At 72.3% G+C, this 17073-nt stretch carries 16 protein-coding genes; 7 read left to right on the top strand and 9 right to left on the bottom strand.

The features are described from left to right. Positions 1 to 3 precede the first annotated feature (3 nt). Both AC07EG_RS18290 and AC07EG_RS18285 read right to left on the bottom strand, forming a co-directional pair. Complete coding sequence (locus tag AC07EG_RS18290) at positions 4 to 483, bottom strand: GNAT family N-acetyltransferase (protein WP_478254288.1); 480 nt, start codon at positions 481 to 483, stop codon at positions 4 to 6. Positions 484 to 493: 10 nt separating this feature from the next. Then, the gene (locus tag AC07EG_RS18285; RefSeq protein ID WP_478254287.1) at positions 494 to 1468 is read right to left on the bottom strand and encodes a thiamine-phosphate kinase; all 975 of its coding nucleotides are present in this window, start codon (positions 1466 to 1468) and stop codon (positions 494 to 496) included. Positions 1469 to 1578: 110 nt separating this feature from the next. Between AC07EG_RS18285 and AC07EG_RS18280 the strand changes: the two genes are divergently transcribed. From AC07EG_RS18280 to AC07EG_RS18270, 3 genes are all read left to right on the top strand, one after another. Continuing rightward, positions 1579 to 1812, top strand: a complete 234-nt coding sequence (locus AC07EG_RS18280) for an Lrp/AsnC family transcriptional regulator (RefSeq protein WP_153036892.1) — start codon at positions 1579 to 1581, stop codon at positions 1810 to 1812. A gap of 19 nt (positions 1813 to 1831) precedes the next feature. Continuing rightward, positions 1832 to 2383 (top strand): DUF3515 domain-containing protein, encoded by a 552-nt coding sequence (locus tag AC07EG_RS18275; RefSeq protein ID WP_478254286.1) that lies wholly within the window; start codon positions 1832 to 1834, stop codon positions 2381 to 2383. Between the two features lie 68 nt (positions 2384 to 2451). Continuing rightward, positions 2452 to 3414, top strand: coding sequence for a right-handed parallel beta-helix repeat-containing protein (locus AC07EG_RS18270; RefSeq protein WP_478254285.1), 963 nt, complete (start codon positions 2452 to 2454; stop codon positions 3412 to 3414). Positions 3415 to 3598: 184 nt separating this feature from the next. Here the strand turns inward: AC07EG_RS18270 and AC07EG_RS18265 are convergent, their stop codons facing one another. Then, positions 3599 to 4690 (bottom strand): D-alanine--D-alanine ligase family protein, encoded by a 1092-nt coding sequence (locus AC07EG_RS18265; RefSeq protein WP_478254284.1) that lies wholly within the window; start codon positions 4688 to 4690, stop codon positions 3599 to 3601. A gap of 6 nt (positions 4691 to 4696) precedes the next feature. Then, the gene (pdxR, locus tag AC07EG_RS18260; protein WP_478254283.1) at positions 4697 to 6097 is read right to left on the bottom strand and encodes a MocR-like pyridoxine biosynthesis transcription factor PdxR; all 1401 of its coding nucleotides are present in this window, start codon (positions 6095 to 6097) and stop codon (positions 4697 to 4699) included. 68 nt (positions 6098 to 6165) lie between these two features. Here pdxR and AC07EG_RS18255 point away from each other — a divergent pair, with 68 nt between their 5' ends. Further along, positions 6166 to 6819: a pyridoxamine 5'-phosphate oxidase family protein gene (locus AC07EG_RS18255; RefSeq protein ID WP_478254282.1), complete on the top strand. Its 654-nt coding sequence runs from the start codon at positions 6166 to 6168 to the stop codon at positions 6817 to 6819. Here the strand turns inward: AC07EG_RS18255 and AC07EG_RS18250 are convergent. From AC07EG_RS18250 to AC07EG_RS18240, 3 genes are all read right to left on the bottom strand, one after another. Further along, positions 6786 to 7271, bottom strand: coding sequence for a cysteine dioxygenase (locus AC07EG_RS18250; protein ID WP_478254281.1), 486 nt, complete (start codon positions 7269 to 7271; stop codon positions 6786 to 6788). The genes AC07EG_RS18255 and AC07EG_RS18250 overlap by 34 nt on opposite strands. A gap of 215 nt (positions 7272 to 7486) precedes the next feature. Then, on the bottom strand, positions 7487 to 8497 hold the full coding sequence (locus AC07EG_RS18245; protein ID WP_478254280.1) for an NAD(P)H-dependent glycerol-3-phosphate dehydrogenase: 1011 nt from the start codon (positions 8495 to 8497) through the stop codon (positions 7487 to 7489). 1 nt (position 8498) lies between these two features. Continuing rightward, positions 8499 to 9203, bottom strand: coding sequence for a lysophospholipid acyltransferase family protein (locus tag AC07EG_RS18240; protein WP_478254279.1), 705 nt, complete (start codon positions 9201 to 9203; stop codon positions 8499 to 8501). Between the two features lie 118 nt (positions 9204 to 9321). Between AC07EG_RS18240 and cofC the strand changes: the two genes are divergently transcribed. From cofC to AC07EG_RS18225, 3 genes are read left to right on the top strand one after another with little or no spacing between them, the layout of a single operon-like run. Next, the gene (gene cofC, locus AC07EG_RS18235; protein WP_478254362.1) at positions 9322 to 9939 is read left to right on the top strand and encodes a 2-phospho-L-lactate guanylyltransferase; all 618 of its coding nucleotides are present in this window, start codon (positions 9322 to 9324) and stop codon (positions 9937 to 9939) included. 58 nt (positions 9940 to 9997) lie between these two features. Next, positions 9998 to 12202, top strand: a complete 2205-nt coding sequence (locus tag AC07EG_RS18230) for an RNA degradosome polyphosphate kinase (protein WP_478254278.1) — start codon at positions 9998 to 10000, stop codon at positions 12200 to 12202. Then, a complete protein-coding gene (locus AC07EG_RS18225; RefSeq protein ID WP_478254277.1) occupies positions 12199 to 13194 on the top strand; it encodes an NUDIX hydrolase in 996 nt (331 codons plus the stop codon). The genes AC07EG_RS18230 and AC07EG_RS18225 overlap by 4 nt, the downstream gene beginning before the upstream one ends. Before the next feature lie 66 nt (positions 13195 to 13260). Here the strand turns inward: AC07EG_RS18225 and AC07EG_RS18220 are convergent, their stop codons facing one another. Continuing rightward, positions 13261 to 16074, bottom strand: a complete 2814-nt coding sequence (locus AC07EG_RS18220; RefSeq protein ID WP_478254276.1) for an AfsR/SARP family transcriptional regulator — start codon at positions 16072 to 16074, stop codon at positions 13261 to 13263. 158 nt (positions 16075 to 16232) lie between these two features. Beyond that, complete coding sequence (locus AC07EG_RS18215; protein WP_478254275.1) at positions 16233 to 16892, bottom strand: HU family DNA-binding protein; 660 nt, start codon at positions 16890 to 16892, stop codon at positions 16233 to 16235. Positions 16893 to 17073: the final 181 nt, after the last annotated feature.

Raw genomic sequence — 17073 nt, 5'->3', positions numbered from 1 at the left:
CCTTCAGCCGGTGAGCGCCTTGCCGTAGTACCGGCTCTCCGCTTCACCGGCGTAGTGGCCGAAACCGGCCATCTCCCGGTACCCGCTCGAGCGGTACAGCTCGATCGCCTCCGGCTGCTTGGTCCCGGTCTCCAGCACCATCCGCCGTCGCCCGGCGGCCAGCGCGGTGCGCTCGATCTCGGCGAGCATGGCACGCGCGAGCCCGCGGCCCCGTGCGGCTGTGACCACGAACATGCGCTTGATCTCGGCGTCGCCGTCCCGCAGCACCCCGCCGCCGTCGGCGTCGCGCACCCGCCAGGCCCCGGTCGCCACCGGGACGTCGTCGAGGTAGCCGACCAGGAACAAGCCGTTGGGCGCGGCGAACTCCTCCGGCCGCACCGGGGTGTCGTCCGGTGAGCCGTAGCGCACCACGTACTCCTGCTGGACCTCGGCGATCAGCTTCTGCGCGTCCGGATCGTCGTAGGCGGCCACACGGATCTCCACGATCGAGACCCTAGCCGGTCTTCCAGTGCTCCCACCCGGTGTCTCCGCCGGTGTGCGGGCGGCCGTCCACGGTGAGGCCGAACTCGGGCTTGGTCACCATGCCGATGCGGCGCCAGCCGCCGGGCAGCTCGGCGTCCGGCGGGAAGGTGGCCGCCAGCGCGTGGTCCTCCCCACCGGTGAGCACCCAGCGCTGGGCGTCGGCGCCGAGCGCGGCGGCCACCTCCTGGAGCCGCTGGTCCGGCTGGAGCGCGTCGGTGCGCACGTCGATGCCCACCCCGGACGCCTTCGCGATGTGCCCCAGGTCGGCCAGCAGGCCGTCGGAGACGTCGATCATCGAAGTGGCCCCGGCCGAAGCCGCCGCCGGCCCGGCCTCGTACGGCGGTTCGGGGTAGCGGTGGGCGTTGACCACGCCGACCGGCGACCGGAAACCGCGGCCGAGCACCACCAGCCCGGCCGCCGCCCAGCCCAGCCGCCCGCACACCGCGACCACGTCGCCGGCGCGGGCGCCCGAGCGGGTCACCGGTGGCAGGCCGTTGAGGTCACCGAGCGCGGTGACGCTGACCACCAGCGTTTCGGAGCGGACCACGTCCCCGCCGACCACGCCGATCCCGGCGCGTTCGGCCTCGGCCCACATGCCGTCGGTGAGCCCGGTGAGCACCGCCGCCGGGAGATCCCCCGGGCAGGCGAACCCCACCAGCACCGACGTCGGCAGCGCGCCCATCGCGGCGATGTCGGCCAGGTTCACCGCCACCGCCTTGCGGCCGACCTGTTCGGGTGCCGACCAGTCGAGCCGGAAGTGCACCCCCTGCACCAGCACGTCGGTGCTGGCCACCACCCGCCCGTCCGGGGCGGCCACCAGCGCTCCGTCGTCGCCCGGCCCGAGCAGGGTGAACGGCGGCTGCGCGCGGTCCCTGGTGAGCGCGCGGATCAGGCCGAACTCACCCGTCTGCGCCACGGTCGGCTGCTCGGATGTGTCCTGCGGCACGCCGTTTCCTCCTGACCTCAAATAGTCGGATCCCCTATCGTTCCCTTACTGGGGTACGTTCCTCAGACGTTCCTACCTTGCGCAGGCAGATCCAGACGAAGGGGCACGCCGTGGTCCACGCATACATCCTCATCCAGACCGAGGTCGGCAAGGCCGCGTCCGTCGCGGCGGAGATCTCGGGCATCCCCGGGGTCACCACCTCAGAGGACGTGACCGGCCCCTACGACGTGATCGTCCGGGCCGCCGCGGACAACGTCGACCAGCTCGGCCAGCTGGTGGTGGCCAAGGTGCAGAACGTGGAGGGCATCACCCGGACGCTGACCTGCCCCGTGGTGCACCTCTGACGCGTGGTCTAGTTGGGCCGTGCCTGAGTTCGACACCGAGACCGGCGCCCCGCCCCGGCTGCTCATCGTGATCGCCGCGACCCTGGCGGTCGCGCTCGCCGCCGGGGTGGCGGTGTTCGGCATCATCACCGGATCGGCCGACGAGCCGGGCGAAGGTCCGCTGCCATTGGTCCCGGTGCCCGCCCCGCAGGCCGGTGCACCCGAATGCGCCTCGCTGATCGGCGCGCTGCCCGGCGAGCTGACCTCCAACGGCGAGCAGCTGGCCAAGCGGGTGCTGGCCGAGCCCGCTCCCCCGTCGACCGCGGCCTGGGGCACCGGTGACCCGGTCGTGTTGCGCTGCGGTCTGGACCAACCCCGGGAGCTGACCAGGACGGCGCAGCTGCGGGTGGTCAACTCCGTGCAGTGGCTGCCGATCGCGGTCGAGGGCACCACCACCTGGTTCCTCGCCGACCGCGCCGTCTACGTCGCGCTGACCGTGCCGGACAGCGCCGGAACCGGCCCGCTGCAGGAGGTCTCCGACGCGATCGCGGGTGCGCTGCCCCCGGTGCCGCTGCGGTTCTCCGACGGTTGACCGGCACGGGGAGGCTCATTAGCGTGGGTGTGTTCCGCCGCCACGCAGGAGACTCGGAGGTCCTTCCCATGCGTGCAGGCGTCACCGTCGCAGTCACCGCCGCGCTCGCGGCGCTCACCGTTCCCGGCACCGCTTCGGCGGCGGTGATCACCGTCCGGACCAGCGCCGAACTCGCCAGCGCCCTGTCCACTGTGGACCCCGGTGACACGGTTCAGCTGGCCGCCGGGACCTACCCCGGCAACTTCAAGGCACCGGTCAGCGGCACGGCGAACGCCCGGATCACCCTGAAGGGCCCGCGCGACGCGGTGCTGAAGGCGTCCGGCGGGCGCACCCTGGAACTGACCGGGAGCTACTGGAACCTCGAAGGCTTCACCATCACCGGCGGGCAGAAGGGCCTGATGGCGCTGGGCGTGCGCCACACCGTGGTGGACGGCCTGCGGGTGCACGACATCGGTCACGAAGCCATCCACTTCCAGCACGGCAGCACGGACAACGTGGTGCGGAACTCGGAGATCAGCGACACCGGCAGGCAGACCCCCGACTACGGCGAAGGCATCTACTTCGGGTCGGCGAAGAGCAACTGGCCGGGTGGCACCCCTGATCGCAGTGATCGCAACAAGGCGCTGAACAACAAGATCGGCCCGAACGTGGCCGCCGAGGCGATCGACGTCAAGGAAGGCACCAGCGACGGCGAACTGTCCGGCAACACCTTCGACGGCACCGGCCAGCAAGGCGCCAACTCCGGGGACAGCTGGGTCGACGTCAAGGGCAACGGCTACCGCGTCACGAACAACAAGGGCAGCAAGGTCTACGTCACCACCAAGAGCTACGGCGGCTTCGAGGTGCACGTCCAACTGGCGGGCTGGGGCGAGAACAACACCTTCGCCGGCAACACCGCCGACGTCCGGTCCCCCGGCGCCTACGGCTTCTACATCCACAAGAAGGACCTGGGCAACCGAGTCTGCGCCAGCAACACGGTCAGCGGCGCGGGCAAGGGCTTCGCCAACGTCCCCGCCACCGAGGGCTGCTAGCGCGGCTGGCGAGACAAGGCGCAAACCACTTCGGACTCCACACCGCAAGCCGGGCACCCACCAGGCGAACCAACCCAGGCCCCACCGCAAGCCGGGCCACTCAGCAGCACCAGCCGCCCAGCCCCCCAGTCCGCCCCGCTCCACAGCCGAAAACACTAGAAAAGCGGGGCGGCCCCCAACACACTCACCGCAACCCCGTCCCACGAGCGATCGCCGTCTCCACCAGCGTCGACAACAACGTCGGGTAATCCACCCCGGTCACCGCCCACATCTTCGGATACGCCGAAGTCGTCGTGAAGCCCGGCATCGTGTTGACCTCGTTGATGGTCAGCTCACCATCGGCACCGACGAAGAAGTCGACCCTGGCCAGTCCCTGGCAGTCCAGCGCGTGGAAGGCCGCCACGGCCATCTCGCGCAGGCGCTCGGTCACCTGGTCGTCCAGTTTGGCCGGGATGTCCAATTCCGCGGCGTCGCCGAGGTACTTGGTTTCGAAGTCGTACCAGGCGCTCTCGTCCGTGGCGAGCACGCGGATCTCGGCGGGCAGCGAGGCCTCCACCCGGCCGTCCGGGAACTCCAGCACCCCGCACTCGATCTCCCGGCCGACCAACGCGGCCTCCACCAGCACCTTGGGATCGGTCTCGCGGGCCAAAGCGATCGCCGCGTCCAGCTGGGACCAGTCGGTCACCTTGCTGATCCCGATCGACGACCCGGCCCTGGCGGGCTTGACGAAAACCGGCAGGCCGAGGCGTTCGCGCTCGGCTTCGGGCAGAGTGGACCGTCCACGCCGGAGCACCGCGTAGTCGCCGCTGGGCAGGCCCTCGGCGGAGAGCAGCTTCTTGGCGAACTCCTTGTCCATCGCCGTCGCGCTGGCGAGCACGCCCGCGCCGACGTAGGGCACGTCCGCCAGTTCCAGCAGCCCCTGGATGGTGCCGTCCTCACCGAAGGCGCCGTGCAGCACCGGGAAGATGACGTCCACCGCACCGATCGCGTCCACCCCGGCGTCCAGCGAGACCAGCTCGCGGTTCACCCGGTCGCCGGTGAGCACCAGGCTCTTCCCCTCCGACACCACGGGCAGGTGGTCGCCGTCGATCCGCAGGCGTTCCGGGTCGCTCGTGCCGAGCACCCAGCCACCCTCGCGGGTGATGCCGATGGGCACGATCTCGAACCGCTCGGGGTCCAGGTTCGCCAGCACACTGCCCGCCGAAACGCAGGAAATGGTGTGCTCGGTGCTGCGGCCGCCGAACACCACGGCGACCCGCGTCTTGGCTGGGCTCATGAGGCGTCACCCTACCGGGCTCTTGTGGATCACACCGGGGCGCAGTAGACCGACCAGGGTGTCCAGCGCGCCGGCCAGCGCTTCGCGGGAACAACCCGAATAGGCCAGCGGAATGCCGTACGCGGTCGGGGTGCCGGCGAAGTGGCGGCCGAGGCGGTCCAGCCGGATGCCCGCGGCCTCGGCGGCCAGCGTCCGCTCCAGCTCTTCAGCCGCCGAGCCCAGCGGCACCACCAGGTGCGCACCCGCGTCGTCGCCGAGCACCGGGATACCGCCCGCGTGCAGCGCGGTGGTCAGCATGGTCCGCCGCTCGGACAGCTCCCGCCGCAGCTTCCGCAGGTGGCGGCCGAGGTCGCCGTTGCGGGCCAGTTCGATCAGCACCCGCTGGCCCGCCGGGGACGGCCGCGTGCCGACGCGGTCGCGGTACTCCAGCACCGCGGCGGCCACCTTCGGCGGCGCCACCATCCAGCCGGCGCCGAGGGTCGGGGTGAGGATCTTGCTGGTGGTGCCTAGGTGCACCACCACGTCCGGGGCGAGCGCGGCGAGCAGCGGCAACGGCGCCACGTCGAACCGCAGCTCCCCGTCGTAGTCGTCCTCGACCAGCAGGAAGTCCTCGTGGCGCGCCCGTTCCACCAGCTGCACCCGGCGGGCCGCGCTCATCCGGCTGCCCATCGGGTACTGGTGCGCGGGCGAGCAGTAGACGGCCCGGACCCCGCGCGGCACCGCGTCCGGGCGCAGGCCCTCGCCGTCCACCGGCACCGGAACGGTCCGCAGCCCGGCGCTGGTCAGCGCCTGCACCGCCCGCTGGTAACCGGGTTCCTCGACGCCGACCACGTCACCGGGTTCGAAGATGGCGCCGGCGATCTCGATCACCGCGGCCGTGGTGCCCGCCGTGGCCAGCACGGAATCCGTTCCGGCGGACAGGCCGCGGTGGCGCAGCAGGTGCTCGGCGATCACCGCGCGGTAGTCGAACAGCCCGGCGCGGTGGGCCCTGGACAACGGCGGTGCGTCGGCGGCGGCCCGCCAGGCCCGGCGCCAGGCGGCGCGGTCCAGCCCGTCGGCCCACGGCACGCCGGGGCTGAGGTCGAGCAGGTCGGGCCGGGCCGGGACCTCCCCGAGCACCAGGCCGCGGGCCGGGCGGTCGCGGGGCGGCGAGGTGGTGACGTAGGTGCCGGAGCCGTGGCGACCGGCGATCCAGCCTTCGGCGTGCAGTTGCTCGTATGCTGCCGACGTCACCGTCCGGCTGACGCCGAGGCGGCTGGCCAGCGCCCGGGTCGAGGGCAGCCGGTCGCCGCCGCGCAGGTGCCCGGTGGCGGCCGATTCCCGCAGGGCGTCGGCGAGCTGCACGGCGAGCGGGGTGCCGCTGCGGCGGTCCAGGTGCACCGGGAGCGCGGTGTCGGGGTGCGGCAAAGTGGCCTCTTGGAATTGTCCGGCAATTGGACGTTCATGATGCCACTTGCCGGCGCCAGACTAGCCGCATGACCCCATTGTCACCCACTCCACGCAGCACGCTGACCCGGAAGAAGGACCGCGGCCGGACCGAGCGCGCCGAGCTGCACGCGGTGCTCGACGAGGGGCTGGTCTGCCACCTCGGGCTGGTGCTCGGCGGCTCGCCGGTGGTGCTGCCGACCGGCTACGGACGCGACGGGGACACGCTCTACCTGCACGGCTCGACCGGTTCGCCGAGCATGCGCGCGGCCGCGACCGGGCTGGACGTGTGCGTGACGGTCACCCTGCTGGACGCCGTGGTGTACTCGCGTTCGGTCAACGACCACTCGATGAACTACCGCAGCGCCGTGGTGCACGGGCGGGCGCGGGCGTTGTCCGGTGACGAGAAGCGGCACGGGCTGCGGGTGCTCACCGACCACCTCGCGCCCGGCTCGTGGGAGCACGCGCGCGAGGTCAACGCCAAGGAGTTCGCCGCGGTCACGGTGCTCGCGCTCGACCTGGCGGAGGCGTCGGTCAAGGTGCGCGACGCCGGTGCGCTCGACGACCCCGCCGACGTGGAAGCGGACGTGGCGTGGGCGGGGGTGCTGCCGATCCGGACGTCGTTCGGGGCACCGGTGACCGACCCGGGGTGCTCGGTCCCGGTGCCCGCTCACGTGTCGGAGCGGGCGGGCCCGTCGACGTAGCTGCCGCGGTAGCTGCGCATGGCCCGGCCGCCGGTGCGGTAGACGTGCACGCTGACGGCCGGGTCGGTGCCGGGGTTGTGCACGTGGTGCACGTAACCGGGGGCGAACACCCGGGACTGGCCCGCGACCAGCGGGTGCACCTCGGTGACCACCCGGCCGTCGGCGGTGGTGCGGCTGACCGTCTCGGTCAGCGCCCCGGAGACGACGGTGAAGGCCCCGGTCGATTCGACGTGGTCGTGCAGGTCGGTCTCCTGGCCGGGGAGCCAGCTCATCAGCCAGATCTCCTGCTCGCCGTCACGGGCGACGAGGGTGGAGAACCGCTGGTCGGGGTCGTAGCGGAGGAGGTGGCGCCAGCGGTCGCGGTCGTGGGCGTACGCGAGCGCGACGCGCACCGGGTGGCGGTGGACAACGTTCTCGATCAGGGCGACGGTGTTGTCCGGGACGGCGAACATCGTGGTCTGTCCTCTGCGGGTGTTGTGGCGGCTGGGTTTCGGCGACGGTTCAGCGGCGACAACACGGACACAGCACGGAGACGCGGGGCTGGCCTTGGCGGCTGGCTCGCTCGTACACCTCACGCGTGGTCACCCCGGCAGCGAAGCAGCCGATCCGCGCCGGGTCAACCGGCTCCCACCCAGTGAACCCCGCGTTCACCCACCCGGGGCCGCGACTAGGACCACTCGTGCTTGTGGGTCCGGCCGAGCAGTTCGGCACCGAGGCGGCGGGGGTCGCCGCCCTCGTGGCAGACGCGGTGCATGGCGTCGGTGATCGGCATGTCCACGCTGAGGCCGGAGGCCAGTTCCCGGATGGACGTGCAGGACTTCACGCCCTCGGCGACCTGGCCGCCGACGGACCGCTGCGCCTGCGCCACCGACTCCCCCTGCCCCAGCCGTTCCCCGAAGGTGCGGTTCCGCGACAGCGGGGACGAGCAGGTGGCGACCAGGTCCCCCAGCCCGGCCAGGCCGGCGAAGGTGAGCGGGTCGGCACCCAGTTTCACGCCGAGCCGGGCGGTTTCGGCCAGGCCGCGGGTGATCAGCGTCGCCGTGGTGTTGGCGCCGAAGCCGAGGCCGGTGGCCATGCCGCAGCTCAGCGCGATCACGTTCTTGCAGGCCCCGCCCAGCTCGCAGCCGACCACGTCGGTGTTGGTGTACGGCCGGAAGTAGGCGGTGGAGCAGGCCTGCTGCACGGCGACCGCCCGCTCGTGGTCGGCGCAGGCGACCACCGCCGCGGCGGGCTGCTCCTGCGCGATCTCCTTGGCCAGGTTGGGCCCGGAGACCACCACCACCTGCCCGTCCGGCACCCCGGCGATCTCGGTGATCACCTCGCTCATCCGCTTCTGCGTGCCCAGTTCCACGCCCTTGGCCAGGCTGACCAGGATCGCCTCCGGCGGCAGCAGCCCGCGCCACGCGGTCAGGTTCGCCCGCAGGCTCTGGCTGGGCACGGCGAGCACCACCACCTCGGCGCCGTCCAGCGCCGCGGCCGGGTCGGCGGTGGCGGTGACCCGCGACGGCAGCACCACGCCCGGCAGGTAACCCCCGTTGGTCCCGGCGCCGGCGATCTCCGCGGCGACCTCCGGACGGCGGGCCCAGATCGTCACGTCGCGCCCGGCGTCGCCGAGCACCTTGGCGAAGGTGGTGCCCCAGGACCCGGCCCCGAGCACGGTGACCCGCTGCAGGCCCATCTCAGTCCCCGTCCGCGACGGCCGGGCGCGGCGGCGGCTGCTCACCGCGCACTTCGGACAGCAGCTCGGTGACCTCTGCCATCATCAGGTCGGTCACCTCGCGCAGCACCTTCGCCCCCGAGGGGCGAGCGCGATAGGCGGACAGGTCGAGCGGCTCGCCGACCGAGTGGATCACCCGCTTGCGCGGGAACGGCCGGAACTTGCGGTCGTAGCCGTTGAGGATCTCGTGCGTGCCCCAGCGCGCGATCGGGATCACCGGCACGTCGTTCTCCAGCGCCAGCCGGGCCGCCCCGGTGTAGGAGCGCTTGGGCCAGACCGCCGGGTCCCTGGTGATCGTGCCCTCGGGGTAGATCACCACCACCTTGCCCTCGCGCAACGCCTGGTGCGCCGCGCGCAGGCTGTCGCCGGCGCTGGACGAACCGCGGTAGACCGGGATGCCGCCGGAGCCGATCAGGATCTTGCCGAGCAGCGGCACCCGGGTCAGGCTCTCCTTGGCCATGAACCGCGGCACGCGCCTGGCGCGGTGCACCAGCACCGCGTCGACCACCGGGTCGAGGTGCGAGATGTGGTTGAGCACCAGCAGTGCGCCGCCCTGCCGGGGAATGCGCTCCGCGTGCCGGTACTCCCGCCTGCCGAGCAGGGTCAGCGGGTAGAACAGCGCCGCGGCGGTCCCCACCCAGAAACCGCCCTTTTCCCGATCGGCCAAAACTCCTCCTCGCTCGGTTGCCCTCGCTGATCCTGCCTCCCTCCCGGTCACGGGCACCGGGCGGGTGGGCAGGAGTAGAAAGGAGGGCGTGGCTCGCGAGGTGGACCTGATCGTCCCGATGAAACCGCCCAGCCTGGGCAAATCCCGGCTCCGGGGCGCGCTGGAGGAGATCCATGACCAGGACACGCACACCGAGCTGGTGCTCGCGCTGGCCGCCGACACCCTGGCCGCGGCGACCGCGGCGAACGGGGTCCGCCGGGTGCTGGTGGTCGCGGCCGACCCGCTGGCGCTGACCAGCCTGCACCGGCTCGGCGTGGAGGTGGTCGACGACGCCGGGGTGCGCGGGCTCAACGCCGCGCTGCGCCGGGGTGAAGCGATCCTGCGCCGGGCCGATCCGGGCGGTGTGGTCGCCGCGTTGCAGGCCGACCTCCCCGCGCTGCGGCCGGACGAGCTGGCGATGGCCCTCGGGGCCGCCGCCGACCGCCGCGCCTTCGTCGCCGACCGCCAGGGCACCGGTACGACGCTGCTGGTCGCAGCGCCGGGCGAACCGCTGGACCCGCACTTCGGCGCCGGGTCGGCGCTGGCCCACACCGCCTCCGGCGCGGTGCCGCTGGACCTGGCCGCGCCCTCGTTGCGCAGCGACGTGGACACCGCCGCCGACCTCGCGCACACCCGGCGGCTCGGGCTCGGCGAGCGCACCTCGACCCTGCTCGGCGAGGCGTGCTGCCTGAGCTGACCGGAATTCACCGTGGCGTAGATCGCGGTACGCGCAGGACGGCCCCCGATGGGGAAGAATGCAGGGTGTGAGCGAGCCGCTGAACCCCCCACCCACCCCACCGGACCTGCGCCGGGCCCGTACCCAGTCCGCACCGGCGGCAACGGAGAAGCACGGGGTCCCCTCGGCGCCACCGGCGGTGACCGCGGTGGCGCCGCTGACCGCCGACTCCCTGCCGGACGACCGCTACTTCAACCGCGAGCTGTCCTGGCAGGACTTCAACGCGCGCGTGCTCGCGCTGGCCGAGGACGCCTCCCAGCCGCTGCTGGAGCGGGCCAAGTTCCTCGCCATCTTCGCGTCCAATTTGGACGAGTTCTACATGGTGCGGGTGGCCGGGCTGAAGCGCCGCGACGAAACCGGCCTGTCGGTGCGCAGCGCGGACGGGCTCACCCCGCGTGAGCAGCTGGCCTACATCGCCAAGCGCAACCAGGACCTGGTGGAGCGGCACACCGGGGCGTTCGAGGAGGAGCTGCGCCCGGAGCTGGCCGCCGAGGGCATCCGGATCGTCAGCTGGTCCGATTTGGACGGGCCGGACCGGTCCCGGCTGTCGAACTACTTCACCGACCAGATCTTCCCGGTGCTGACCCCGCTCGCCGTCGACCCGGCGCACCCGTTCCCGTACATTTCGGGCCTTTCGCTCAACCTCGCGGTGACCGTGCGCGACCCGGAGGGCGGTACCGAGCGCTTCGCCAGGGTCAAGGTGCCGAGCAACGTTCCCCGGCTGATCCGGGTGGAGGCCCAGCGGGAGCAGCGCGAGGCCACCTTCCTGCCGCTGGAGGAACTGATCTCGGCGCACCTCGGTGAACTGTTCACCGGGATGGAGGTGACCGAGCACCACGTGTTCCGGATCACCCGTAACGCCGACTTCGAGGTCGAGGAGGACCGCGACGAGGACCTCCTGCAGGCGCTGGAACGCGAACTGGCCCAGCGCCGGTTCGGCCCGCCGGTGCGGCTCGAGGTGGCGCAGGACATGAGCGAGCACATGCTCGAACTGCTGCTGCGCGAGCTGGAGGTGGACCCGAGGGACGTGGTCGAGGTGCCCGGCCTGCTCGACCTGACCTGCCTGCACCAGCTGTCCGGCGTGGACCGCAAGGAGCTGAAGTACCCGACCTTCGTGCCCGCCACCCACCCGGCCTTCGGTGAGCGCGAGACGCCGAAGAGCGTGTTCGCCACCCTGCGCGAGGGCGACGTGCTGGTGCACCACCCCTACGACTCGTTCTCCACCAGCGTGCAGCGCTTCGTCGAGCAGGCCGCCGCCGACCCCAAGGTGCTGGCGATCAAGCAGACGCTCTACCGCACCTCCGGCGACTCGCCGATCGTGGACGCGCTCGTCGACGCCGCCGAAGCGGGCAAGCAGGTGGTGGCGCTGGTGGAGATCAAGGCCCGCTTCGACGAGCAGGCCAACATCACCTGGGCCCGCACGCTGGAACGCGCCGGCGTGCACGTGGTCTACGGGCTGATGGGGCTCAAGACGCACTGCAAGACCGCGCTGGTGGTGCGCCAGGAGGGCTCGACCATCCGCCGCTACTGCCACATCGGCACCGGCAACTACAACCCGAAGACCGCCCGGCTCTACGAGGACCTCGGCCTGCTCACCGCCGACCCGAGCATCGGCGCGGACCTGACCGACCTGTTCAACGTGCTCACCGGCTACTCGCGGCAGGACACCTTCCGCAACATCCTCACCGCGCCGAACGGCATCCGGCGGGGCCTCCTGCGCGACATCGCCGAGGAGATCGAGCACGCGCGCGCCGGGCGGCCCGCCGGGGTGCGGATCAAGTGCAACTCGCTCGTCGACGAACAGGTCATCGACGCGCTGTACCAGGCGTCGCGAGCCGGGGTCGAGGTCGACGTGGTGGTGCGCGGGATCTGCTCGCTGAAGCCGGGGGTGGAGGGGCTGAGCGAGAACATCCGCGTCCGCTCCATCCTCGGCCGGTTCCTGGAGCACTCGCGGATCCTGCACTTCCGCGGTGGTGACAGCTACTGGATCGGCAGCGCGGACATGATGCACCGCAACCTCGACCGCCGGATCGAGGCGCTGGTGCGGGTCAAGGAACCCAAGCTGACCCGGCAACTCGACGAAATCTTCTCCTCCGCGCTCGACCCCAGCACGCGCTGCTGGGTGCTCACCTCGACCGGCGAGTGGGCCCCGTCCCCGGCCGACGACACCGAGGTGCGCGACCACCAGGTGGAGCTGATCGCCAAGCACCGGGCGAACGGTTGAACGAGGTGGTGGAGGTCCGCGCCGCCGGTGCGGTGCTGTGGCGGCCGGGTCCGGGCGGTGAACCGGAGATCGCGGTGGTGCACCGGCCGCGGTACGACGACTGGTCGCTGCCCAAGGGCAAGCTGGACCCGGGTGAGACCACGGTGGCGGCCGCGGTGCGCGAACTGCACGAGGAGACCGGTTTCCAGGTGGTGCTCGGGCGCTTCCTCAAGCAGGTCGCCTATCCGGTGCCGGGTCCGGGCGGCAGGCCGGTCGGCAAGACCGTCGACTACTTCAGCGCCAGGGCGGTGGGCGGGGAGTTCACCCCGAACGAGGAGGTGGACGAACTCCGCTGGCTGGGCGTGGCCGAGGCCGAAGCGGTCTTCAGCCGCCGCGGGGACGTCGAGACGCTGCGCGAGTTCTGCGCGCTGCCCCCCGACCTGACCACCGTGCTGCTGGTCCGCCACGCCAAGGCGGGCAAGCGCGACGAGTGGACCGGCGACGACGACCTCCGCCCGCTGTCGAACGCCGGGCTGCGGCAGGCCGACGGGGTGCGCGCGGTGGCGAGCCGGTTCGGCCCGACCCGGGTGCTCTCCGCGCCGCGCCTGCGTTGCGTGCAGACCGTTTCGAAGGTGGCCGAGGACCTCGGCGTGGAGGTGGAGCAGGAGCACCTGCTCTCCGAGGAGGGTTACTGGGCGGACCCGGTGCTCGGGCTGGCCCGGTTCTCCGCCGTCGTCGGTGACGGCGGCACGCCGCTGCTGTGCAGCCAGGGCGGGGTGATCCCGGACCTGGTGACGCAACTGGCCGAACGCGACGGCGTCCAGTTGGAACTGCGCAGCCACGTCACCGAAGCGGAGCAGCGGCGGCGGCCGGCCCCGGCGAAGAAGGGTTCGCTGTGGCTGCTCGCCTTCCGGCAGGCGGCCGGGAACGAGGGGCCGCGGTTGGCGGCGGCGACCTACTTCGCCAGCCAGCTGCCTTCGCCGTTGCCGTCCGGCAGTGCGAAAGGTGATTGACAGCGAGCTGACAGCCCACCCTGGTGTACTCCGTATCGCGCCCGTTGCCGGGCGGGATGCGACGGTCTAGGGGTGCGGCGCATCCCGTCCCGGTTGTCCTCCCAGTTCGTCCAGCAGGGCCTGCACTTCGCCGGTGCGCGGGTCGTTCAGCCGGCGGCAGGCCGCCAGCGCTTCCCGCCAGTGCGTGCGGGCCCCGTCGCCGTTCTCCCTCGCGCGTTCGATCTGGCCGAGCGTGATCAGCACGTCGATGGTGCCGTAGTCGGCGTTCATCTCGCGCAACGCGGCCAGCGCGTGCAGGGCGTGCTCCAGCGCTTCGTCGAGCCTGCCCGTCCGGCCCAGCGCCTCGGCGAGGTTCCCGTTCGCCAGCGCGGCGTGGTACTGGTCGCCGAGGGCGAGGAAGGTCTCCCGCGCCTTGGTCGCGTGCTCGGCGGCGTCGTCGAACTTGCCCAGCCCGATGCAGCTGGCGCTCAGGTTCAGTTCGGCGTGCGCGAGGTAGGTCTGCTGCCCGGACCGGCGGGCGGCTTCGACGCCCTCGGAGCTGTAGCGGTAGGACTCCTCGTATTCCCCGCGCAGGTAGTAGGCCCCGGCGAGGTTGCTCAGGATGGCCACGCTGAGCGCGTTGCCGCCCGGCGGTGCCGCCGCCAGGCCCTGTTCCAGCGCCGCCAGCGCTTCGTCGGTGCGGGAGGCGCGCAGCAACGCGGTACCCAGGTTGTTCGCGGCGTACTGGAGGCCGAGCCGGTCGTGCACGGCCTCGGCGACCTCCACCGCGCGGCGGGCGACTTCGATCCAGTCATCGATGTCATGCCGCTCCGCGTTGAACCCGCGCAGCAGCCAGCCGAGCTGCCAGGTCCGGGTGGACCAGCCGCGCCGGGCCGCCGCGGCCACCAGCGCGCCGAGGGTGGAGCGCTCGGCGAGGTACCACGCGGTGGCCGCGGCGCGGTCGGCGAAGCGCACCTCGGGACCGTCCACCACCGGCAGCACCACGTCCTCGGTGAGCAGGTCGGGGCGCACGTGGCTGTTGGCTTCGGCGGCGGCGCACAGGTACCAGTCGAGCAGCCTGCCGAAACCGGCTTCCTGTTCCGCCGGGCTTTCGGTCTCCTCCAGCCGCTCGGTGGCGTAGACGCGCAGCAGGTCGTGGAACTGGTAGCGGTCGGCGCGCGGCTGGTTGAGCAGGTGCGCCGAAGCGAGCTGGTCGAGCAGGTCCCGGGTTTCGCGGACCGGGCGGCCGCACAGCACCGCGGCGGCGGGCAGGCTGATGTCCACGCCGGGGTGCAGGCCGAGCAGGCGGAACAACCGCGCCGCGTCCGGGCGCAGCGCCTTGTAGGACCACGAGAACGCCGCACGCAGATCGGTGCCGGCGTCGTGCGGGTCCCGCAGGGTGTCCAGCCGCGAGCGCTGGTCGCGCAGTTCCTCCACGATGCCGGCGATGGACATGCCGCCGAACCGGGAAGCCCGTTCGCCCGCCAGGGCCAGCGCGAGCGGCAACCGGCCGCACAGGTCCGCCAGTTCGGCCACCGCGTCGGGTTCGGCGGCCAGCCTGGCGTGCCCCACGCTGCCCGCCAGCAGCGCCGTGGCGCCCCGTTGGTCCAGTGAGCCCAGCGCCAGCCGGTGCGCGCCCTCACGGGCCACCAGGCCGCGCAGCTGGCTGCGGCTGGTGACCACCACCAGGTTCCCGGACCCGGGCAGCAGCGGGCGGACCTGGTCGGCGTCGTGCGCGTTGTCCAGCAGCATCAGCATCCGCGCCCCGGCCAGCCTGCTGCGCAGCATCGCCGAGCGTTCCTCCACTGTGGAGGGGATGGCCTCGGCCGCCACGCCGACCGCCCGCAGGAACCGGCCCAGCGCCGCGTCCGGGGTGACCGGGGTGTCCGCCGAATGGCCGCGGAGGTCGAGGAACAGCTGCCCGTCGGGGAAGCGGTCGAGCACGTGGTGGGCCCAGTGCACGGCCAGCGAGGTCTTGCCGACCCCGGCGGCGCCTTCGATCACCGCGATCGCGGTGGAGCGCGCGTGCTGCCCGGCCAGGAACGCGTCCAGTTCGGCGAGTTCGGTGTCGCGGCCGGTGAACCGGGTGACGTCGAACGGCAGCTGCCGCGGCACGTCGTCGCGGGCCGCTGGTGCTTCCGGGGCCTCGGTGCCCGCCGAAAGCAGCTCCAGGTGCAACCGGCGCAACCGCGCCCCCGGCTCCACCCCCAGTTCCTCGGCGAGCAGTTCCCGCAGTTTCGCGTACCTGGCCAGCGCTTCGGCCCGGCGCCCCAACCGCGCCAGTTCCACCACGAGCCGTTCCCACAACGACTCCCGCAGCGGGTAACGCGCGATCAGTTCGGTGAGTTCCGCGGCGAGCTCGGGGCCTTCGGCGACACCGGCGTCGAGATCGATCCGCCGTTCCACCGCCAGCAGGTACCGTTCGGTGAGCAGGGGTGCCCAGTCCTCGGCCAGCGCGGGTGATCCGACGCCCTCCAGCGGGGTGCCGCGCCACAGCGCCAGCGCCTCGCCGAGCAACCGCCGTTCGGCGGCCGGGTCCGGTTGCTCCACCGCGTCGTCGAGCAAGCGGAGGAACCGCAGTGCGTCGACCCGCTCGGGCTCCACGACGAGCCGGTAGCCGTCGGGTGCGGTGGCCACGGTGTCCTCGCCGATCGAGCGCCGCAGGCGCATCACGTAGGTGTGCAGGCTGCCGCGCACGCGCGCGGGCAGGCTTTCGCCCCAGATGAACCGGGCCAGCGAGTCGATCGAGACCGGGCGGCCCGCGGAGAGCGCGAGTCCGGCGAGCAGCGCGCGCTGGCGTGCGCTGGTGAGGGCGACCGGCGCACCGCCGATCGCGGCTTCGAACGAGCCGAGCAGCCGGATGTCGATGACGGCTCTACCTCCTCCAGTCCGCGGTCGCACGCCGCGACCCCCGACTCTAGCGAGCGTTAGGCGGGGGGCGCACACCGTCGCGGGGCGGCGGGACCCCCGGGAGGCGTTCGAAACCCGGTGCCGAAACACACGGCGGGGCCCCGTGCCGGTCAGCACGGGGCCCCGCCGTGGGTACCGCTTCGAACGCCCTACTTCTTCTTCGCGGCGGTGGTGCGCTTGGCCGCGGAGGTGGTCTTCTTCGCGGCGGTCGCCTTCGGCGCGGCCTTGGCGGTGGTGGCCTTGGCGGTGGTCGTCTTCGCGGCGGCGGCCTTCGGCGCGGCCTTGGCGGTGGTCTTCTTCGCCGTGGTCGCCTTGGCCGTGGTGGCCTTGGCAGCCGTCTTCGGCGCCGCCTTGGCAGCGGTACGGCTCGCGGCGGTGCTGCGCGTGGTGGTGGCGCGCGTGCGAGTCGTGGTGCTGCGGGTGGTGCTCGGACGGCTGGCCGTCGCCCGGGTCGTGGTCGCGCGCGCGGTGGTGCCCGCGGCCCGCGTACCGGTGGCGGCCTTCTTGGCGGCGGTGACCTTCGGCAGCTTCTTCGCGCCGCTGACCACGTCCTTGAAGGTCGTGCCGGCGCGGAAGGCGGGCACGTTGGTCTTCTTGACGCGGACCGTCTCACCGGTACGCGGGTTCCGCGCGGTCCGGGCGGCGCGGGCGCGCTTCTCGAACACCCCGAAGCCGGTGATGTTCACCTTCTCGCCCTTGTTGACCGTCCGGATGATGATGTCGACGAGACCGTCGACCGCTTCCGATGCAACCTTTTTGTCGCCCAGACGCTCCGACAGCGCCTCGATCAGCTGGGCCTTGTTGGCCATTCCGGTCCTCCAAGAAGAACTATCCGTACACGGCCTCCTTCGGCCGACTTGCGCACACGGTATTACCAATGCAGCACAAATTCCAAACGGCACGCGGATTTTTTCCCTTGTATCGGCGGTGGTTCCGCCGGTGGAGGGACCCTCATCGGGGCTGTCCGGGGCCGTTCGGCACGGGTTCGAC

This window comes from Amycolatopsis sp. NPDC045836, assembly GCF_056431745.1.
Note: the sequence above shows the minus strand (reverse complement) of the source record. Positions and strands in the feature narration are given on the sequence as shown.

What these genes read in the sequence shown, in the direction of transcription:
- AC07EG_RS18270 (WP_478254285.1), top strand. Translation starts at nt 2,452, where the DNA reads ATGCGTGCAGGCGTCACCGTCGCAGTCACCGCCGCGCTCGCGGCGCTC.
- AC07EG_RS18265 (WP_478254284.1), bottom strand. Translation starts at nt 4,690, where the DNA reads ATGAGCCCAGCCAAGACGCGGGTCGCCGTGGTGTTCGGCGGCCGCAGC.
- AC07EG_RS18255 (WP_478254282.1), top strand. Translation starts at nt 6,166, where the DNA reads ATGACCCCATTGTCACCCACTCCACGCAGCACGCTGACCCGGAAGAAG.
- AC07EG_RS18250 (WP_478254281.1), bottom strand. Translation starts at nt 7,271, where the DNA reads ATGTTCGCCGTCCCGGACAACACCGTCGCCCTGATCGAGAACGTTGTC.
- AC07EG_RS18245 (WP_478254280.1), bottom strand. Translation starts at nt 8,497, where the DNA reads ATGGGCCTGCAGCGGGTCACCGTGCTCGGGGCCGGGTCCTGGGGCACC.
- cofC (WP_478254362.1), top strand. Translation starts at nt 9,322, where the DNA reads ATGAAACCGCCCAGCCTGGGCAAATCCCGGCTCCGGGGCGCGCTGGAG.
- AC07EG_RS18230 (WP_478254278.1), top strand. Translation starts at nt 9,998, where the DNA reads ATGCAGGGTGTGAGCGAGCCGCTGAACCCCCCACCCACCCCACCGGAC.
- AC07EG_RS18215 (WP_478254275.1), bottom strand. Translation starts at nt 16,892, where the DNA reads ATGGCCAACAAGGCCCAGCTGATCGAGGCGCTGTCGGAGCGTCTGGGC.